This window comes from Acidisoma cellulosilyticum (assembly GCF_020621385.1).
Taxonomy (GTDB): Bacteria; Pseudomonadota; Alphaproteobacteria; order Acetobacterales; family Acetobacteraceae; genus Acidisoma; species Acidisoma cellulosilyticum.
In genome coordinates this window covers 232,725-248,794 of the sequence record NZ_JAESVA010000001.1, presented here as the reverse complement: position 1 = coordinate 248,794, position 16,070 = coordinate 232,725, and the positions used below count along the sequence as shown (strand labels likewise).

Sequence of the window (16,070 nt, the reverse complement as noted above, 5' to 3'; positions counted from 1 at the left end):
ATGCAGGGCGCCTACGCGCAGGGCGCCCTTCGTCCCACGCGCTCGCTAGCCGCTAACGCGCCGAGCGGTTCCTCCGGTGTGGAAGTGGCCGGCATCACGGCCAATAGCCAGGATGTCGGCCCCGGCTTCATCTTCGCGGCTCTGCCGGGCCAGACCCGCGACGGGCGGGATTACATCGCCGATGCGGTGGCCCAGGGGGCAGCCGCCATTCTGGCGCCGCCCGGCACCCATTGGCCGGCCGGCGTGCCACCGCGCCCGGTCATTTTCGATGCACAGCCGCGCCGCAGATTGGCAATCATGGCGGCAAGCCTTGCCGGCACCCAGCCGCATCGCATCGCGGCCGTCACCGGCACCAACGGCAAGACCAGCACGGCGGATTTCCTGCGCCAGCTCTGGACCTTCGGCGGTCATCCGGCGGCCTCGCTCGGCACCCTCGGCCTCGTCGCTCCGGGCTTCCCCCAGGGTGCCGGGCTGACGACGCCGGACCCGGTCTCCATCGCCAATACCATGGCGGCGCTGGCCCGCGCGGGCATCCAGCATGCGGCGGTCGAGGCCTCGTCCCATGGGCTGGACCAGTTCCGGCTCGACGGGCTGCGCCTTTCCGCCGCGGCCTTCACCAATCTGACGCGTGATCATCTGGATTATCACGGCAGCATGGAAGCTTACCGCGCTGCCAAGCTGCGCCTGTTCACGGAGATTCTGCCCCAGGGTGCGCCGGTCGTCGCTGCCATGACGCTGGATGAGGAAAGCCGCAGCCAACTCGCCTATGTGGCAGTTCAGCGTGGCCTGAACTACGGCACGGTGGGCGAAGGCGGCAGCCTGATCCAGTTGCATCGGGCGACGCCCGAGCCGGACGGCCAGCGGTTGGATCTGTCGGTCGGCGGGCGCCGTTTCGAGGTGAAACTCGCTCTGCCCGGCCGCTTCCAGGCCGATAATGCGCTTCTGGCCGCAGCCATCATCCTGCTTCTTGGCGATACGGCGGTCTTCGACCGGCTGCCGCTTCTGGTCGGCGTGCGCGGGCGGATGGAACTGGCAGCGACGCTGCCGAACGGTGCGGCCGTCTATGTCGATTACGCCCATACACCGGACGCCATTTCGCGGGTCTTGTCGGCGCTCCGTCCGCACACGACGGGAAACCTCGCCATCGTTTTCGGGGCGGGTGGCGACCGGGATCGTGGTAAACGCCCGCTGATGGCGGAAGCCGCGCGTCTGGGTGCCGACCACGTCATCGTGACGGACGACAATCCGCGGACCGAGAATGCGGCGACGATCCGCGCCGAGGTCATGACCGGCGCACCGGATGCGATCGAGGTTGGCGGCCGCGAAGCGGCGATTGCGGCAGGGCTCGCCCTGCTTGGTCCGGGCGACGTCATGGTGGTTGCCGGCAAGGGCCATGAGCAGGGGCAGATCCTGGGCCGTGAGGTTCTGCCCTTCGATGACGTGGATGTCGTCCGCCGTCTGGTCGGGGGGCGGCCGGTATGACCGATCTTTGGACGCCCGAGGAACTGATCGCGGCGACCGGCGGCCGCATGGCCCATCCCTTCGCCGCCAATGGCCTGTCCATCGACACGCGCACGGTGGCCAAGGGCGATCTGTTCGTGGCTTTGCACGGCGAAAACCGCGACGGCCATGCCTTCGTCGCGTCGGCGCTCTCCGCCGGGGCCGGTGGCGCATTGGTCGATCATGATGTGCCGGATGTTCTGCCCTCGGCCGCGCTTCTGCGGGTCGGCGATACGCTGGATGGGCTGACGGCCCTTGGCCGCTTCGCGCGTGACCGCTTCACGGGCAAGCTGGTCGCCGTCACCGGCAGCGTCGGCAAGACCACGACCAAGGAGATGCTGCGGCGGATTTTGGCGGCCGAGGCGCCGACCCATGCCGCGGTCGCTTCCTACAACAATCATTGGGGTGTGCCGCTGACGCTGGCGCGGATGCCGCGTGACAGCCGGTTCTGCGTTGCCGAGATCGGCATGAATCATCCGGGGGAGATCGCGCCGCTCGCCGCGCTCGCCCGGCCGCATGTCGCGGTCATCACCAATGTGGCGTCGGTCCATATCGGCCATATGGGCAGCCTGGCCGCCATCGCTGCCGAGAAAGCCGCTATCCTGTCGGGGCTGGAGCCCGGCGGCATTGCCGTTCTGCCGGCGGACAGCCCGGAATTCGCGACCTTGGCCGGGGCTGCCGGCGCGCATCGCGTCATTCGTTTCGGCAAGTCGGAAACGGCCAAGGCAAGACTTGTGGCGGTCAATAGCGATGCCGATGGCGCGTCCGTCTCGATGAGCTTGGACGGTATGCCGCTGAGCTTCCGGCTCGCCGCGCCGGGCGAACATATGGCGCTGAACGCCGTCGCCGCGATCGCAGCCGCTGTCGCCATGGGCCTCGACCCGCATCATGCCTCGGCTGCGCTGGACGGGTTTTCTGCCGTCAGCGGTCGCGGTGCGCGCCGCCGGCTGACCCTGCCCGATGGCGAGGCGCTGCTGCTCGACGAAAGCTACAATGCCTCCGGCCCTTCGGTGCGGGCGGCGCTTGCGGTGCTGGCCCTTCAGCCGGCGCGCCGCCGCATCGCGGTCCTCGGCGACATGCGCGAGTTGGGAGAGGCGAGTGCAGCCGAGCATCTTGCCCTGCTGCCGGACGTCATCGCCCATGCCGATCTGCTCTTTGCCTGCGGTCCTGAAATGAAGCGGCTTTATGAGTCCGTGCCGGAATGGCAACGAGCCGCCCATACCCTCACTTCCGCCGAATTGGCGCCTTTGGTGGTAGCTGCCCTGCGCGCCGAAGATGCAATTCTGGTCAAGGGCAGTCTTGGCAGCCGCATGGCGATCATTATCAACGCGCTCCCCGTCCGAGCCGAGACTGAGGAGCCTGGCTGATGTTCTACAACCTGCTGCTGCCCTATGCGGACCATCTGCATATCCTGAACCTGATCCGCTATTTGACCTTCCGGTCGGGCGGCGCCTGCCTGACGTCGCTGGTGCTCAGCTTCGTGATGGGACCGCGCGTCATCCGCATGCTCCGCCGCCTGCAGAAACAGGGGCAGCCGATCCGCCTGGATGGGCCTGAGCGTCATCTGGTCGAAAAGAAAGGGACGCCCACCATGGGCGGCGTCCTGATCCTGAGTGCGCTGACCATCTCGACGCTGCTCTGGACCGATCTTGCCAATCCTTATGTCTGGTCGACGCTCTTCGTGACGCTCGGCTACGGCGCGCTGGGCTTTGCGGATGACTATCTCAAGGTCTCCAAGCGCAATACCAAGGGCCTGTCGGGTCGCCTCAAGCTGGTCGGCCAGGCCGGCATCGGCCTGCTCGCTTCGATCTGGATCATGGTCCATATCGGCGGCGATCTGGGCAGCGGAATTTCCATTCCCGACTTCAAAAGCGTGCTCATTCCCCTCGGTATCTTCTTCCCGCTCTTCGGAATGCTGGTGATGATGGGCGCGTCGAATGCCGTGAACCTGACCGACGGGCTCGACGGTCTCGCCATGGTGCCGACGATCATCGTCGCCGGCGTCTTCGCGCTCATTGCCTATCTCGTCGGTAACCGCATCTTCGCGGGCTATCTGGAACTGCCTTTCGTCACGGGTTCGGGTGAGCTTGCCGTGTTCTGCTCTGCGCTGATCGGGGCAGGCCTCGGCTTCCTGTGGTTCAACGCGCCCCCTGCGGCGGTCTTCATGGGCGATACCGGCAGCCTGGCCATGGGTGGCGCGCTCGCGGCCATTGCGGTCGCGACCAAGCATGAAATCGTGCTCGCCATCGTCGGAGGTCTGTTCGTCGTCGAAACGCTTTCCGTAATCATCCAGGTCTTCTGGTTCAAGCGGACCGGCAGGCGCGTCTTCCTGATGGCGCCGCTGCACCACCATTTCGAGAAGAAGGGCTGGGCCGAACCCACCATCGTCATCCGCTTCTGGATCGTGTCGATGATCCTGGCGCTGGTCGGTCTCGCGACCTTGAAGATCCGATGACGGGTTTCCCTGCAAACCTCTTCGCGGGCGCACGTTTCGCGATTTTGGGCCTGGGCAAGAACGGTCTGCCGGCGGCGCGCGCGTTGCGCGCCATGGGGGCCGAGGTCGCGTTGTGGGATGACGGTGAGGCGGCGCGGACCGCCGCTGCCGGCGAAGGCTTTACGCTCTCTGATCTGATGGCGGGTGACTTCGCCTATGATGCGCTGGTGCTGTCGCCGGGCATTCCGCACAGCTTGCCGCAACCGCATCCTGTCGCTGCACGTGCCATCGCGAAAAACGTGCCGATTCTGAGTGATGCGGAGCTTCTTTATCAGGCCGTGCGAAAGGCGGGCTCTAAGGCGCACTTCGCCGGCGTCACCGGCACCAATGGCAAGTCAACGACGACCGCCTTGCTCGCGCATATTCTGACCGAGTCTGGCGTGCCAACAGCGGCTGGCGGCAATCTCGGCCCCGCCTCGCTCGCGCTGCCGTTGCTGCCCGATGACGGCGTCTATGTTCTGGAAATGTCGTCTTACATGTTGGAGCGAATCGCGACTCTCCGGTTCTCTACAGCGGCAATGCTGAATCTGAGCCCCGATCATTTCGAGCGCCATGGCAACATGGACCGCTATGCAGCTGTAAAACGTGCAGTTTTTGCGCGTCAGACGGCTGATGACACCGCCGTGGTCGGCGTTGATGACGCGCGTTCGGTGGCGATGGCGGAGTCTCTCGAGTCCCAAGGGCCGATGCGCGTGGTGAAAATCAGCGGCATCGGACAGGCGACCGGCGCGCTGGCGCTTCCGGGCGAACACAATGCGCAGAACGCGGCAGCCGCGACTGCCTTGGCCCGAGCACTCGGCGTTTCGGATGACGCGATCGCCCAAGGCATCCGCACCTATCCCGGCCTGCCGCATCGCCAGGCGCGCGTAGGCAGCCAAGACGGCATCATCTTCATCAACGACAGCAAAGCGACGAATGCCGATGCCGCGGCCCGCGCGCTCGGCTGTTACGACCGCATTGTCTGGATCGCCGGCGGCATCGCCAAGGCCGGCGGTATCGCGCCGCTTGCGTCCTTCTTCCCGCGCATCGCTCATGTCGAGCTGATCGGGCAGGACGCCCCGCAATTCGCCGAAACGCTCGCCGCTCATAACGTTCCCTTCCACATGGCGGAAACCCTGGACGCCGCCGTGCCGGCAGCCTTCGCGAAGGCGCGTGCGCTCGGCGCGCCGGTCGTGCTGCTGTCGCCGGCGACGGCAAGCTGGGATCAGTTCTCGGGCTTCGAAGCGCGCGGCGATCGTTTCGCGGAACTCGTGGCCGCTTTGCGCCCATCCACCTGCCAAGGAGAGGCTGCCTGATGCCCTCTCTGTCGCGCACCGATACCTCTCTTTTTGGCCGCTGGTGGTGGACGGTCGATCGCTGGACGCTGGTCTGCATCGGCACGCTGATCGGCTTCGGCTATGTGCTGGTGCTCGCCTCCAGCCCGGCGGTCGCCCATCGCATCGGCGATCCGCGCGACATGCTGATCCTGAAGCAGGTCGCCTTCCTTGCCATTGCCGGGGGCATCGTCATCGGTGTGTCCATGCTGCCGCCCAAGGGCATCCGCTGGCTGGCCCTGATCGGCACCTTCATCGCGGTTCTGCTGACGGCCTTCACCCTTGTGCATGGGGCCGAGATCAAGGGCGCGCGCCGCTGGATCAATCTTCCGCTTCTGTCCTTGCAGCCGAGCGAGTTTCTGAAGCCGTTCTTCGCCGTCGTCACCGCCGGGCTTCTGGTCGAAGCGCGCAGGACAGAGAAATTCCCCGGCCGTCTTCTGGCGGTCGCCCTCTATGCGGTGATTGCGCTGCTGCTGAAGTCTCAGCCGGATATCGGCATGCTGGCCGTCGTCAGCATCGTGTTCCTGGCGCAGTTGTTTCTGGACGGGCTCAATGTCGGCCTCGTCCTGGCAGCCGCCGCCATGCTGGTCGTGAGCTTCATCGCCGCCTTCTTCCTGATGCCGCATGTGCATATCCGTGTGGAGCGCTTCCTGCATCCGACGCAACAGACCGCCTATCAGGCGCTGACGGCGCTGCAGGCTTTCGGCAATGGCGGGTTGCTCGGCCGTGGCCCGGGTGAGGGCATGGTCAAGGATATCCTGCCCGACGCTCATGCCGATTTCGTCTTCGCGGTGGCGGGCGAGGAATTCGGCCTCGTCGTCTGCCTGTTCATCCTGTTCATCTTCGGGGCCATCGTGCTGCGCGGGTTGCTTCGTCTCGTCGCCGAGAACGATCAGTTCGTGCTGCTCGCCGCCGCCGGCATTCTCATGAGCTTCGGCCTGCAGGCCTTCATCAACATGGCCTCTTCGCTTGAACTCATCCCGACCAAGGGCATGACCTTGCCCTTCATCTCCTATGGCGGCTCATCGGCGCTGTCTGTCGCGCTGGAAATGGGCATGCTGCTGGCGCTGACGCGCCGGCGCGTCGCGGGAGAACGCACATGAGAGGCCCGCGCGTGATCCCCGTCGTCATCGCGGCCGGCGGCACCGGTGGTCATTTCTTCCCGGCCGAAGCGCTGGCCCATGCGATGGCGGGTCGTGGCTATCGTCCGGTGCTGATGACCGACGGCCGTTCGGCCGGTCGTGGCTCTGACGCTTTCGCCGATGGCGACCGCCATGTTTTGCCGGGCGCGGGCATTGCCGGTCGTGGCGTTATCAAGGGTATCAAGGCGACGGCGGCCCTTGCGGCCGGCACGATCGTGGCGGCGAGGCTTCTCCGCACCCTCCAGCCCGGTGCCATCGTGGGCTTCGGTGGCTATCCCTGCGTGCCGCCGATCGTCGCCGCCAAGCTGAGCGGTCAGAGGACGCCGATCATCCTGCATGAACAGAATGCCGTGCTTGGCCGTGCCAATCGCAGCCTCGCGAAACGCGTTTCCGTTCTCGCGCTGAGTGCGGCTGGCACGACGCGCATTCCCGCCGGCGTGCGCACGGTCGTTACCGGCAATCCGGTAAGGCCCGCCATCGCCGCACTCGCGGACGCACCGTACGAAGCGCCCCTGCCGAATGGACCGATCAACCTTCTCGTTACGGGCGGATCGCTCGGGGCAAAGGTCTTGAGCGATATCGTGCCGCAGGCGCTGATCGCATTGCCGGCCGACGTCCGGGCGCGGCTGCGCGTGGTACAGCAGGCCCGGCAGGAAGACGGCGCGCGGGTGCGCGCTGCCTATGAGAGTGCCGGTATCGCGGCCGAGGTTTCTCCGTTTTTCGCGGATATGGCTCAGCGTCTGGCCTCGGCGCATCTGGTGATTGCGCGCGCCGGTGCCTCCACCACCGCCGAACTCACGGTAACCGGCCGGCCCGCTTTGCTGGTGCCGCTGCCGAGTGCGATCGACGATCACCAGTCGGCCAATGCCGCTATTTTGGAACAGGCGGGTGCCGCCTGGGTTTTGCCGCAGCCGCGTTTCACGGTGGAGGCCGTGTCGGCGCAATTGACGGCGCTGCTGGAGAATACGCCCGCGCTTGCCGCCGCGTCGCTCGCCGCGCGTACTATCGCGCGGGCGGATGCCGTGGCGCTGCTCGCGGATTTGGTTGAACAGTCTATGGTGCGGGAGACGCAGTCATGAGGGCGCTTCCGCTTACGATCGGAACCATCCATTTCGTCGGGATCGGGGGTATCGGCATGTCCGGGATCGCCGAGGTCCTGCATAATCTCGGCTATTCGGTGCAAGGCAGCGACATTGCCGAATCGGCCAATGTGAAGCGGCTGCGCGGCGAGGGGATCGAGGTTTCCATCGGTCATGACGCCAAGAACCTGCGCAAGGCGCAGGTGGTTGTCGTTTCAACCGCCGTGAAGGCGGATAATCCGGAAGTGCAGGCGGCGCGGGCGAAGCTTATTCCCGTCGTGCGCCGGGCGGAAATGCTGGCCGAGCTCATGCGTCTGCGCTGGTCGGTCGCGATCGGTGGCACGCATGGCAAGACGACGACGACGAGCCTGATCGCGGCGGTGCTGGAAGGTGCGGGGCTCGATCCCACCGTCATCAACGGTGGCATCATCAACGCCTATGGCACCAATACGCGGCTTGGTGCCGGCGACTGGATGGTGGTCGAGGCCGATGAAAGCGACGGCAGCTTTCTGCGTCTGCCGGCGGTCATCTCGGTCGTCACTAATATGGACCCCGAGCATCTCGATCACTGGGGCAATCAGGAAGCGATGGAGGCGGGCTACCGCCAGTTCGTCGGTAATATTCCCTTCTACGGCTTCGCTGTTCTTTGCGTCGATCATCCGGCCGTGCAGCAGATGATCCCGCGCCTGTCCGATCATCGCATCATCACCTACGGGTTCAGCCCGCAGGCCGATGTGCGCGCGGAACGTTTGATCATGGATAAAAACGGCGCCAATTTCGAGGTCGTCATCACCGACCGTCTGCGCAACCGCCAGCGCCGCATGGGGCCGTTCCGGCTGCCCATGCTCGGTCAGCACAATGTGTCGAACGCGCTTGCCGCTATCGCGGTCGGCGTTGAGATGGAAATCGGTGAGACGGCTTTGCGTCAGTCGCTGGCGGCTTTCCGTGGCGTCAAGCGTCGCTTCACCAAGACGGGTGAGACCGGCGGCATCACCGTCATCGACGATTACGGCCATCACCCGGTTGAGATCGCGGCGGTCTTGAAGGCGGCGCGTCAGGCCGGCGGCCGCAACGTCATCGCGGTCGTGCAGCCGCATCGCTTTACGCGCTTGCAGTCCTTGTTCGAGGATTTCTGCGCCTGCATGAATGACGCGGGCACGGTGATCGTGGCCGACGTTTACGCGGCCGGTGAGGCGCCGATCGCCGGCATCGACCGGGATGCGCTGGTGGACGGTCTGCGTGCCCGTGGCCATCGCAGCGTGGTGCCTTTGCCCTCGCCCGATCATCTGGCGGAGATGGTTCATGCCATGGCGCAGCCGGGCGATATCGTCGTCTGCCTCGGTGCCGGCAATATCACCGCCTGGGCCAATGCCCTTCCGGCGCAGTTGCAGGCGCTTCAGGGCCAGCAAGCCCAGCCCGGCCGTCGCGCTGCCGGTGCGGTGGGCGCATGAAGGCCGCCATGAACGCCATCGAAACCGAAGGTCTGGCGCTCCCCCCTTTGCAGGGGCGGGTCGAAGCGCAGGCGATGCTTGGCGCGCTGACCTGGTTTCGCGTCGGCGGCCCGGCCGAGTATCTGGTGAAACCGGCCGATGCCGGCGATCTGGCGCAGTTCCTGGCGGCCCTGTCCGAAGACGTGCCGCTGACCGTGATCGGTGCCGCCTCCAACCTCATCATCCGTGACGGCGGTATCAAAGGCGTGGTCATTCGTCTCACGCGCGGTTTCTCGACCGTCGCGGTCGAAGGCGACGGCATCGTCTGCGGTGCGGCGGCGCTTGATGCGACGGTCAGCGAACATGCGGCGGCCGCCGGTCTCGCTGGTCTCGAATTTCTCTCCGGCATTCCGGGCAGCATCGGCGGCGCGGTTGCCATGAATGCCGGCGCCTATGGCAGCGATATCAAGGCCTGCCTCGATTGGGTCGAAATCGTCACCCGCCAGGGCGAGGAAATGCGCCTGGTGGCCGAGGATCTGCATCTCTCCTACCGTCATTCGCAACTGCCGCCCGGCGCCATCGTGACGCGTGCGCGTCTGCGCGCGACGCTTGGCGACCCGCATCTGATCGCGGCACGCATGGCCGAGATTCGCGACTCCCGCACCAAAACGCAGCCCGTGCGCGCGCGCACCGGCGGCTCCACCTTCGCCAATCCGCCCGGCCAGAAGGCCTGGGAGTTGATCGACGCAGCCGGCTGCCGGGGTCTGACCCGTGGCGGCGCGCAGGTCGCCGAGTTGCACTGCAATTTCCTGCTCAATACCGGCGGCGCCACGGCGGCTGATCTGGAAGGTTTGGGTGAGGAAGTGCGACGCCGGGTGATGGACGCGACCGGCGTCAGCCTCGTCTGGGAAATCAAGCGTATCGGGCAGGCCCTGCCGCGGACAGAGGTGGTGGCATGAAGCGCGTCGCGGTTCTTTTTGGCGGTATCTCCACCGAGCGTGAGGTCAGCCTCGTCTCCGGGCAGCAGGTCATCATGGCTTTGCGCGAGGCCGGATACGACGTCGTGCCGGTCGAAGTCGGCACCGACCTGCGTGCCGTTCTGACGGCGCTCGACCCCAAGCCGGACGCGGTCTTCAATGCGCTACATGGCCGCTTCGGTGAGGACGGTGCCATTCAGGGCGTGCTCGACTGGCTCGGCATCCCCTATACCCATTCCGGCGTAAGGCCTTCGGCCATAGCCATGGACAAGATCGCCGCCAAGGCGCTGTTCGCGGCGGCCGGCTTGCCGGTTGCGTACCACAAAGTCGTCGATATCGAGGATCTGGCGGAAGCCGATCCGATGCAGCGTCCCTATGTCGTCAAGCCGCAGCGCGAAGGTTCCTCCGTCGGCGTCTATATCCTGCAGCAGGGTGACAACCGGCGCGCGGAGATCGCGCGCGGCTGGAGCTTCGGCAAGACCGCCATGGTCGAGGAGTTCATCCCGGGTCGTGAATTGACGGTTGCGGTCATGGGCGACCGCGCCCTGGCGGTGACCGAGATCAAGGCGAGCCACGCCTTCTACGACTACGAATCGAAATACGCCGAAGGCGGCTCATCCCATGTCATCCCGGCCCAGGTACCGGCCGAGATTACCGAACAGGCGATGGACGTCGCTTTGCGTGCGCATCTGGCGCTGGGCTGTGCCGGGGCCTCGCGCTCCGACTTCCGTTATGACGACACGGCGGGCACGCCCGGCCGTCTCGTGCTGCTGGAAGTGAATACGCAGCCCGGCCTGACGCCGACATCGCTGCTGCCGGAACAGGCCGCGCATCAGGGGATCAGCTTTCCCGCGCTCTGCGCCTGGATGGTGGAGGCGGCTCAATGCCGCGCGTAGCGAAACGCCCCCCCATCGTCGAGGATCAGGCGCGCGTCGCCCATGCGCGCATGATGGCGAGCGCGAGCGTGGTCGACCGGCCGAGCCAGCGCGACATGCTGATGCGCCGCGCGCGCCGCATGATGCGCCCGGCGATCGGCGCTGGCGGTATCATCATCATCATCTTTGTGGCCAGCATGGTCTTGCGCGGTACGGATCAAGGTGGCTCCGTCAGTGGCGTGCGGACGGTCCTTGGCGGTATCGGCTCCGTCATGGGGCTCAATGTCCGCAACATCATCATCGATGGGCGGGAGAATACGCCCGAGCCGCTTCTGCGCCACGCCCTTGGTGTGATGATCGGCCAACCGATGCTGGGCTTCTCGCTCAACGACGCGCGGGGCCGTCTGCTCTCGCTCGGCTGGGTCGCCGATGCGGTGGTGGAGCGTCGGCTGCCGGACACGCTGGTCGTGCGGCTGATTGAGCGCGCGCCCTTCGCCGTCTGGCAGGATCACGGACAGTTCCGTCTGATCGACCGTAATGGCGAGACGATGGGCGAGCAGGATGTCGGCCGTGCCTCGCAGGAGTTGGACTTGCCGCTGGTCGTGGGTCCCGGTGCGCCGGAAGCGACGACCGAGCTGTTCGATGAGATGAAGCCTTATCCCGATATCCGCTCGCGCATGGTCGGTGCGGTGCGTGTGGGGCAGGAGCGCTGGAATCTCGTTCTCAAATCCGGCGCGACCGTCATGCTGCCGGGTGAGGATCAGGATGCGGCGCTCGGCCGCTTGCAGGCCTTGCAGACCCGCATGCAGTTGCTTGATCGTCCGGTGAAGGTCGTCGACCTGCGACTGGCCGACCGTGTTGTCGTTCGCCCCGAACCCGCGCCCGATACCGGCGCGTCGGGCAAGGATGCATCCAAGTCCGGCAATGATGCCGGCACCACCAACAAGCATCCTTGAGGGAGTGAGGTCCGTGAACGACATGGCACGCCGCTCTCTGCCGCCGGTATCGACCGATCTGCCGCCGCGTTCCCGCGTGTTGCGCACGGGGATATTCGGCGCGCTCGATATCGGGTCCACCAAGATCACCTGCATGATCGGCAGGGCGGAACCTGACGGCACCCGCCGTATCCTGGGCTTCGGCTGGCAGAAGGGACGGGGTATCCGTCATGGCGCCATCACCGATCTGGATGAGGCTGAGCGCGCGATCCGGGCGGCCGTGGGGCAGGCCGAGGATATGGCCGACACGCGGCTGCGCTCCGTCACCGTCAATCTCGGCTGCGGCCAGCCGGAAAGCCGTCTGTTCAATGTGCAATGGCCGGTCGGCGGTCGTGTGGTGGGGGAGGACGAGATCCGCCACGTCGTGCTGGAAGGCCGCCATCGTGCGGAATCCGAAGGCCGTGACACCATCCATGTCCTGCCGCTGTCATTCTCGGTGGATGAGACCATGCGCGTCGAAGACCCGCGCGGCCTGCACTGCGAGACGCTGACGGCGCGGCTGCATGTGATCGACGCGGTCTCCTCGGCGCTGCGCAATCTCCATACCTGCCTCAACCGCTGCGATCTGGAGATTGCGGAACTCGTCTCCGCGCCCTTCGCTGCCGGTCTGGCGACATTGGTCGAGGATGAGCGCGAGCTTGGCACGACCGTCATCGACATGGGGGGCGGCGCGACGAGCTTCGCTGTCTTCGCGGAAGGGCAGCTTCTGCATACCGCCAGCACGCTGGTCGGCGGCAGCCATGTGACGAATGACATAGCGCGGCTGCTTTCCACGCCGGTCGCCCATGCCGAACGATTGAAGACGCTGTACGGCAGTTGCCAGGCGAGTCCGGACGACGAGCGGGAGATGCTGCCCGTGCCACTGGTGGGCGAGGAAGAGCATCAGATCGCCAAGGTGCCGCGCAGCATGGTGGTCAGCATCATCCGTCCGCGCCTGGAAGAGATTTTTGAGATCGTGAAGGACCGGCTGGAGAATTCCGGCCTGTCCCGCGTCGCCGGAGCACGCGTCGTGCTGACCGGTGGGGCTTGCCAGCTTGCGGGTGCCCGTGAGCTTGCGGCCCATATCCTGGGCAAGCAGGTGCGTCTTGGCCGTCCCGTCGGATTGCGGGGCCTGCCGGACGCTGCCTCCGGCCCTGCATTCGCCACCGGTGCGGGCTTGCTCGCCTGGGCTTCGGGCGAAGGTCGGTCGATGCAGGACATCGACCTTGAAACGAAGCGTGTGGGCGGACCGCTCAGACGTCTGATCTCTTTCCTTAAGGAGCGTGTCTGATGCCGCCGCACAGCTGCCTTCCTTTCACCGCGTCCCTTTCATTTCATGTAGCGCCGGACGGACAATATCTGCCGGGCAAGTTTTTCCAAGGAGACCGCCCATGACGCTGAACCTCACCGTTCCGCAGCAGACCCACTCCGATTTCACGCCGAAGATCTGCGTCATCGGCGTGGGCGGCGGCGGCACCAATGCCGTCGACAACATGATCGCGCTCAACCTGCCGGGCGTGGAATTCATCGTCGCCAATACCGATGCGCAGCAGCTTATGCGTAGCCGCGCCGACCGCCGCATCCAGCTTGGGCCGACCATCACCCAGGGCAATGGCGCGGGCGGCAAGCCGGAAGTGGGCCGTCTCTCGGCTGAAGAAGCGGAAGCGGATCTGGAACGTCACCTCGAAGGCGTTCACATGGTCTTCATCACCGCCGGCATGGGCGGCGGCACCGGCACGGGTGCCGCGCCGGTCATCGCGCGGCTTGCCCGCAAGCATGACATTCTGACCGTCGGCGTCGTCACGAAGCCCTTCTCCTTCGAAGGCATCAAGCGCGCCCGTTCGGCCGAGGCCGGCATCGCCGAGCTGCAGCAATATGTCGATACGCTCATCATCATCCCGAACCAGAATCTGTTCCGGATCGCCAATGAGCATACCAGCTGGAAAGAAGCCTTCCAGATGGCCGATAACGTCCTCTACATGGGCGTGCGCGGCGTTACCGACCTCATGGTCGTGCCGGGCCTCGTGAACCTCGATTTCGCCGATATCCGCACCGTCATGTCCGAAATGGGCAAGGCGATGATGGGGACGGGCGAGGCCGAAGGTGAGGGCCGTTCGGTCCGTGCGGCGGAAGCGGCGATCAGCAACCCGCTGCTGGAAGACACCAATATGGCCGGCGCTCGCGGCCTGCTGATCAACATCACCGGCGGCGACGATATGACGCTGTTCGAGGTCGATCAGGCCGCCAACCGCATCCGTGAGGAAGTGGACGAGGAAGCGAACATCATCTTCGGCTCGGCGATCGATTCCACGCTGAACGGCCGCATCCGCGTCAGCGTCGTCGCGACCGGCATAGACTCCGCCGCCATCGAATACCGTCCGAAGCTGGAACTTGCGACCAGCAACGATCGTATCGCTCAGCCGGCGCAGGTCGCAGCCGCCCCGGCGGTTGCCGAAATGCCGCTGGCCGCGACCGGCACCACCGGCATGCAGGCCTCGGTCGGCTTTACGCCGACCTTCGCGCCGGCCGCGCCGCAGTGGAGCCCGGCGCAGCAGGCGACGCCGATGACGCCGAATCTGGCGCCCGCGGCACCGCTGCCGTCGTCCGCTCCGGCGCTGCGTTCGCCGGCCGGTCTGCCGCAGCGTCCGGCGAGCACCCGCAGCCTTTTCGCGGAGCCGGTGTCACGCCAGAGCGAGCCGGCTGCTCCGGCGCCTTCCGTCGGCACCAGCCTGTTCAATCGGGTGACGGGTGCGATCGGCAAGCGTTCGTCCGCTCCGGCGGCTGCCGCTTCGGCACCGGTTGAGCGGGCGGAACCGACGGCCGCAGCCGAGCCGCGTCCGGATGCGCCGGCCGCACGCCCGGCTCGCCAGGCAGCGGCCGATGAGATGGGTGGCCTGGAAATCCCGGCCTTCCTGCGCCGCCAGCAGTCCTAATCATAGGGGCCCGTCGCCACGGCTAAGGTGACGGGTCTTTTCTTTTCGGGCTCCGTCATGCGCCGCGGGACAGTTCAAAGGAAACCCGCTTGGGTCAGGTGACAGGATCGCAGCTCGCAGCCGCGCGGATTTCCACGCGGCTTTTCTTTGTGCTGGCGGGTTTCGCCAACGCTGCCTGGGCGCCGATGGTACCCTACGCCAAGGCGCGGACGGGTCTTGGCACGGCGACCTTCGGTCTTGTCCTGATCGGACTGGGCGTCGGTGCCGTCGCCGTCATGCCGCTCATATCCTGGGGGCTTGGACGCTACGGTTCGCGCCGCGTGCTTTTCGCCGGCGCCTTGCTCCTCACTATCACTCTGCCGCTGCTCGGCTGGTTAGCCAGCCCGGTTCTTCTCGCCGCGGCGCTGATCGTCTTCGGCTTCAGCATCGGCACCTTCGACGCCGCCATGAACACGCAGGCCGTGGAGGTGGAGCGACTCAGCGCAAGGCCGATGATGTCAGGCTTCCATGGCATGTTCAGTGTCGGCGGTCTGATCGGCTCGCTCGGCCTGACCATTCTTCTTGGCGCAGGCCTCGCGGTCAGCATCGGTGCGGTGTTGACGGCAGCGGTCGTGCTGCTCGTCGCGCTCTGGCGTGTGCCGAGCCTGCTGCCGGGCGTGGAGTCGCCGCCGGCGGAGCGGCGGTTGGACGAGCCGCGTACCAGACGGGCCTTCCATCCCTTGGTCGTGCTGGTCGGGGTGTTGTGTTTCGTGGGCTTTTTGGGTGAGGGCGCGGCGCTGGATTGGAGCGCGCTCTTCCTGCACGGCAAGGGTCTTCCCGCCGCTTATGGTGGGTTGGGCTATGCGGCGTTTTCCGTCACCATGGCCTGCGGGCGTCTGTCCGGGGACAGGCTGACGCGGCGTTTCGGCACGGTGCCGCTGCTGCGCGTCAGCGCATTGATCGCGACGGCCGGCTGGTGTGCGGTGGTGTTTCTACCGGGGCCGGCGGCCGTGCTGGGCTTCGCGCTGGTCGGTGTCGGGGCCTCCAATATCGTGCCGCTGCTGTTCAGTGCCGCGGCGCGCGTGCCAGGCGTGCCGGCCAGCATCTCCATCCCTGTCATCAGTGCGGTCGGCTATGCCGGCATGCTCTGTGGTCCCGGCATTATCGGCTTCGTCGCGGGTGCCACCTCGCTCGGCACCGCGCTGGTGATCGTGGGAGTGCTGACCCTCTCGGTCTTCGGTGCGGCGCGGCGGGCCGTGCAAGCCTAGGCTGCGATGACGCAAAGGTGCGGGCTGCCGCCTCATGAACCTTCGGCTTAGGCCGCCATTGCTCCTTGGCTTCGACTGCGTTCATCCCATCTAGGGCCTGTCATTG

13 protein-coding genes are annotated in these 16,070 nt (G+C 66.1%); all 13 read left to right on the top strand.

The annotated features are described in order from the left end of the window. The 13 genes from ACELLULO517_RS01065 (at position 1) to ACELLULO517_RS01005 (ending at position 15,964) form a co-directional block, all read left to right on the top strand. Positions 1 to 1,482, top strand: a complete 1,482-nt coding sequence (locus ACELLULO517_RS01065; protein ID WP_406566233.1) for a UDP-N-acetylmuramoyl-L-alanyl-D-glutamate--2,6-diaminopimelate ligase — start codon at positions 1 to 3, stop codon at positions 1,480 to 1,482. Beyond that, the gene (locus tag ACELLULO517_RS01060) at positions 1,479 to 2,867 is read left to right on the top strand and encodes a UDP-N-acetylmuramoyl-tripeptide--D-alanyl-D-alanine ligase (RefSeq protein WP_227304884.1); all 1,389 of its coding nucleotides are present in this window, start codon (positions 1,479 to 1,481) and stop codon (positions 2,865 to 2,867) included. Before ACELLULO517_RS01065 ends, ACELLULO517_RS01060 begins: the two co-directional genes overlap by 4 nt. Further along, positions 2,867 to 3,955 (top strand): phospho-N-acetylmuramoyl-pentapeptide-transferase, encoded by a 1,089-nt coding sequence (gene mraY / locus ACELLULO517_RS01055; protein ID WP_227304881.1) that lies wholly within the window; start codon positions 2,867 to 2,869, stop codon positions 3,953 to 3,955. Before ACELLULO517_RS01060 ends, mraY begins: the two co-directional genes overlap by 1 nt. Beyond that, complete coding sequence (murD, locus tag ACELLULO517_RS01050) at positions 3,952 to 5,289, top strand: UDP-N-acetylmuramoyl-L-alanine--D-glutamate ligase (protein ID WP_227304878.1); 1,338 nt, start codon at positions 3,952 to 3,954, stop codon at positions 5,287 to 5,289. Before mraY ends, murD begins: the two co-directional genes overlap by 4 nt. After that, entirely contained in the window at positions 5,289 to 6,410 is a 1,122-nt protein-coding gene (locus ACELLULO517_RS01045) for an FtsW/RodA/SpoVE family cell cycle protein (protein ID WP_227304875.1), read from the top strand. Before murD ends, ACELLULO517_RS01045 begins: the two co-directional genes overlap by 1 nt. Further along, entirely contained in the window at positions 6,407 to 7,528 is a 1,122-nt protein-coding gene (gene murG / locus ACELLULO517_RS01040) for an undecaprenyldiphospho-muramoylpentapeptide beta-N-acetylglucosaminyltransferase (protein ID WP_227304873.1), read from the top strand. The genes ACELLULO517_RS01045 and murG overlap by 4 nt, the downstream gene beginning before the upstream one ends. Then, entirely contained in the window at positions 7,525 to 8,979 is a 1,455-nt protein-coding gene (gene murC / locus ACELLULO517_RS01035; protein WP_227304871.1) for a UDP-N-acetylmuramate--L-alanine ligase, read from the top strand. The genes murG and murC overlap by 4 nt, the downstream gene beginning before the upstream one ends. Positions 8,980 to 8,987: 8 nt before the next feature. After that, a complete protein-coding gene (gene murB, locus ACELLULO517_RS01030) occupies positions 8,988 to 9,917 on the top strand; it encodes a UDP-N-acetylmuramate dehydrogenase (RefSeq protein WP_227304869.1) in 930 nt (309 codons plus the stop codon). After that, entirely contained in the window at positions 9,914 to 10,831 is a 918-nt protein-coding gene (locus ACELLULO517_RS01025; RefSeq protein WP_227304867.1) for a D-alanine--D-alanine ligase, read from the top strand. Before murB ends, ACELLULO517_RS01025 begins: the two co-directional genes overlap by 4 nt. Continuing rightward, complete coding sequence (locus ACELLULO517_RS01020; protein ID WP_227304865.1) at positions 10,819 to 11,766, top strand: cell division protein FtsQ/DivIB; 948 nt, start codon at positions 10,819 to 10,821, stop codon at positions 11,764 to 11,766. Before ACELLULO517_RS01025 ends, ACELLULO517_RS01020 begins: the two co-directional genes overlap by 13 nt. Before the next feature lie 13 nt (positions 11,767 to 11,779). Beyond that, entirely contained in the window at positions 11,780 to 13,075 is a 1,296-nt protein-coding gene (gene ftsA / locus ACELLULO517_RS01015; protein WP_406566220.1) for a cell division protein FtsA, read from the top strand. 100 nt (positions 13,076 to 13,175) lie between these two features. Beyond that, on the top strand, positions 13,176 to 14,717 hold the full coding sequence (ftsZ, locus tag ACELLULO517_RS01010; RefSeq protein ID WP_227304863.1) for a cell division protein FtsZ: 1,542 nt from the start codon (positions 13,176 to 13,178) through the stop codon (positions 14,715 to 14,717). A gap of 98 nt (positions 14,718 to 14,815) precedes the next feature. After that, positions 14,816 to 15,964 (top strand): MFS transporter, encoded by a 1,149-nt coding sequence (locus ACELLULO517_RS01005; RefSeq protein ID WP_227306042.1) that lies wholly within the window; start codon positions 14,816 to 14,818, stop codon positions 15,962 to 15,964. The last annotated feature ends 106 nt before the right edge of the window (positions 15,965 to 16,070 follow it).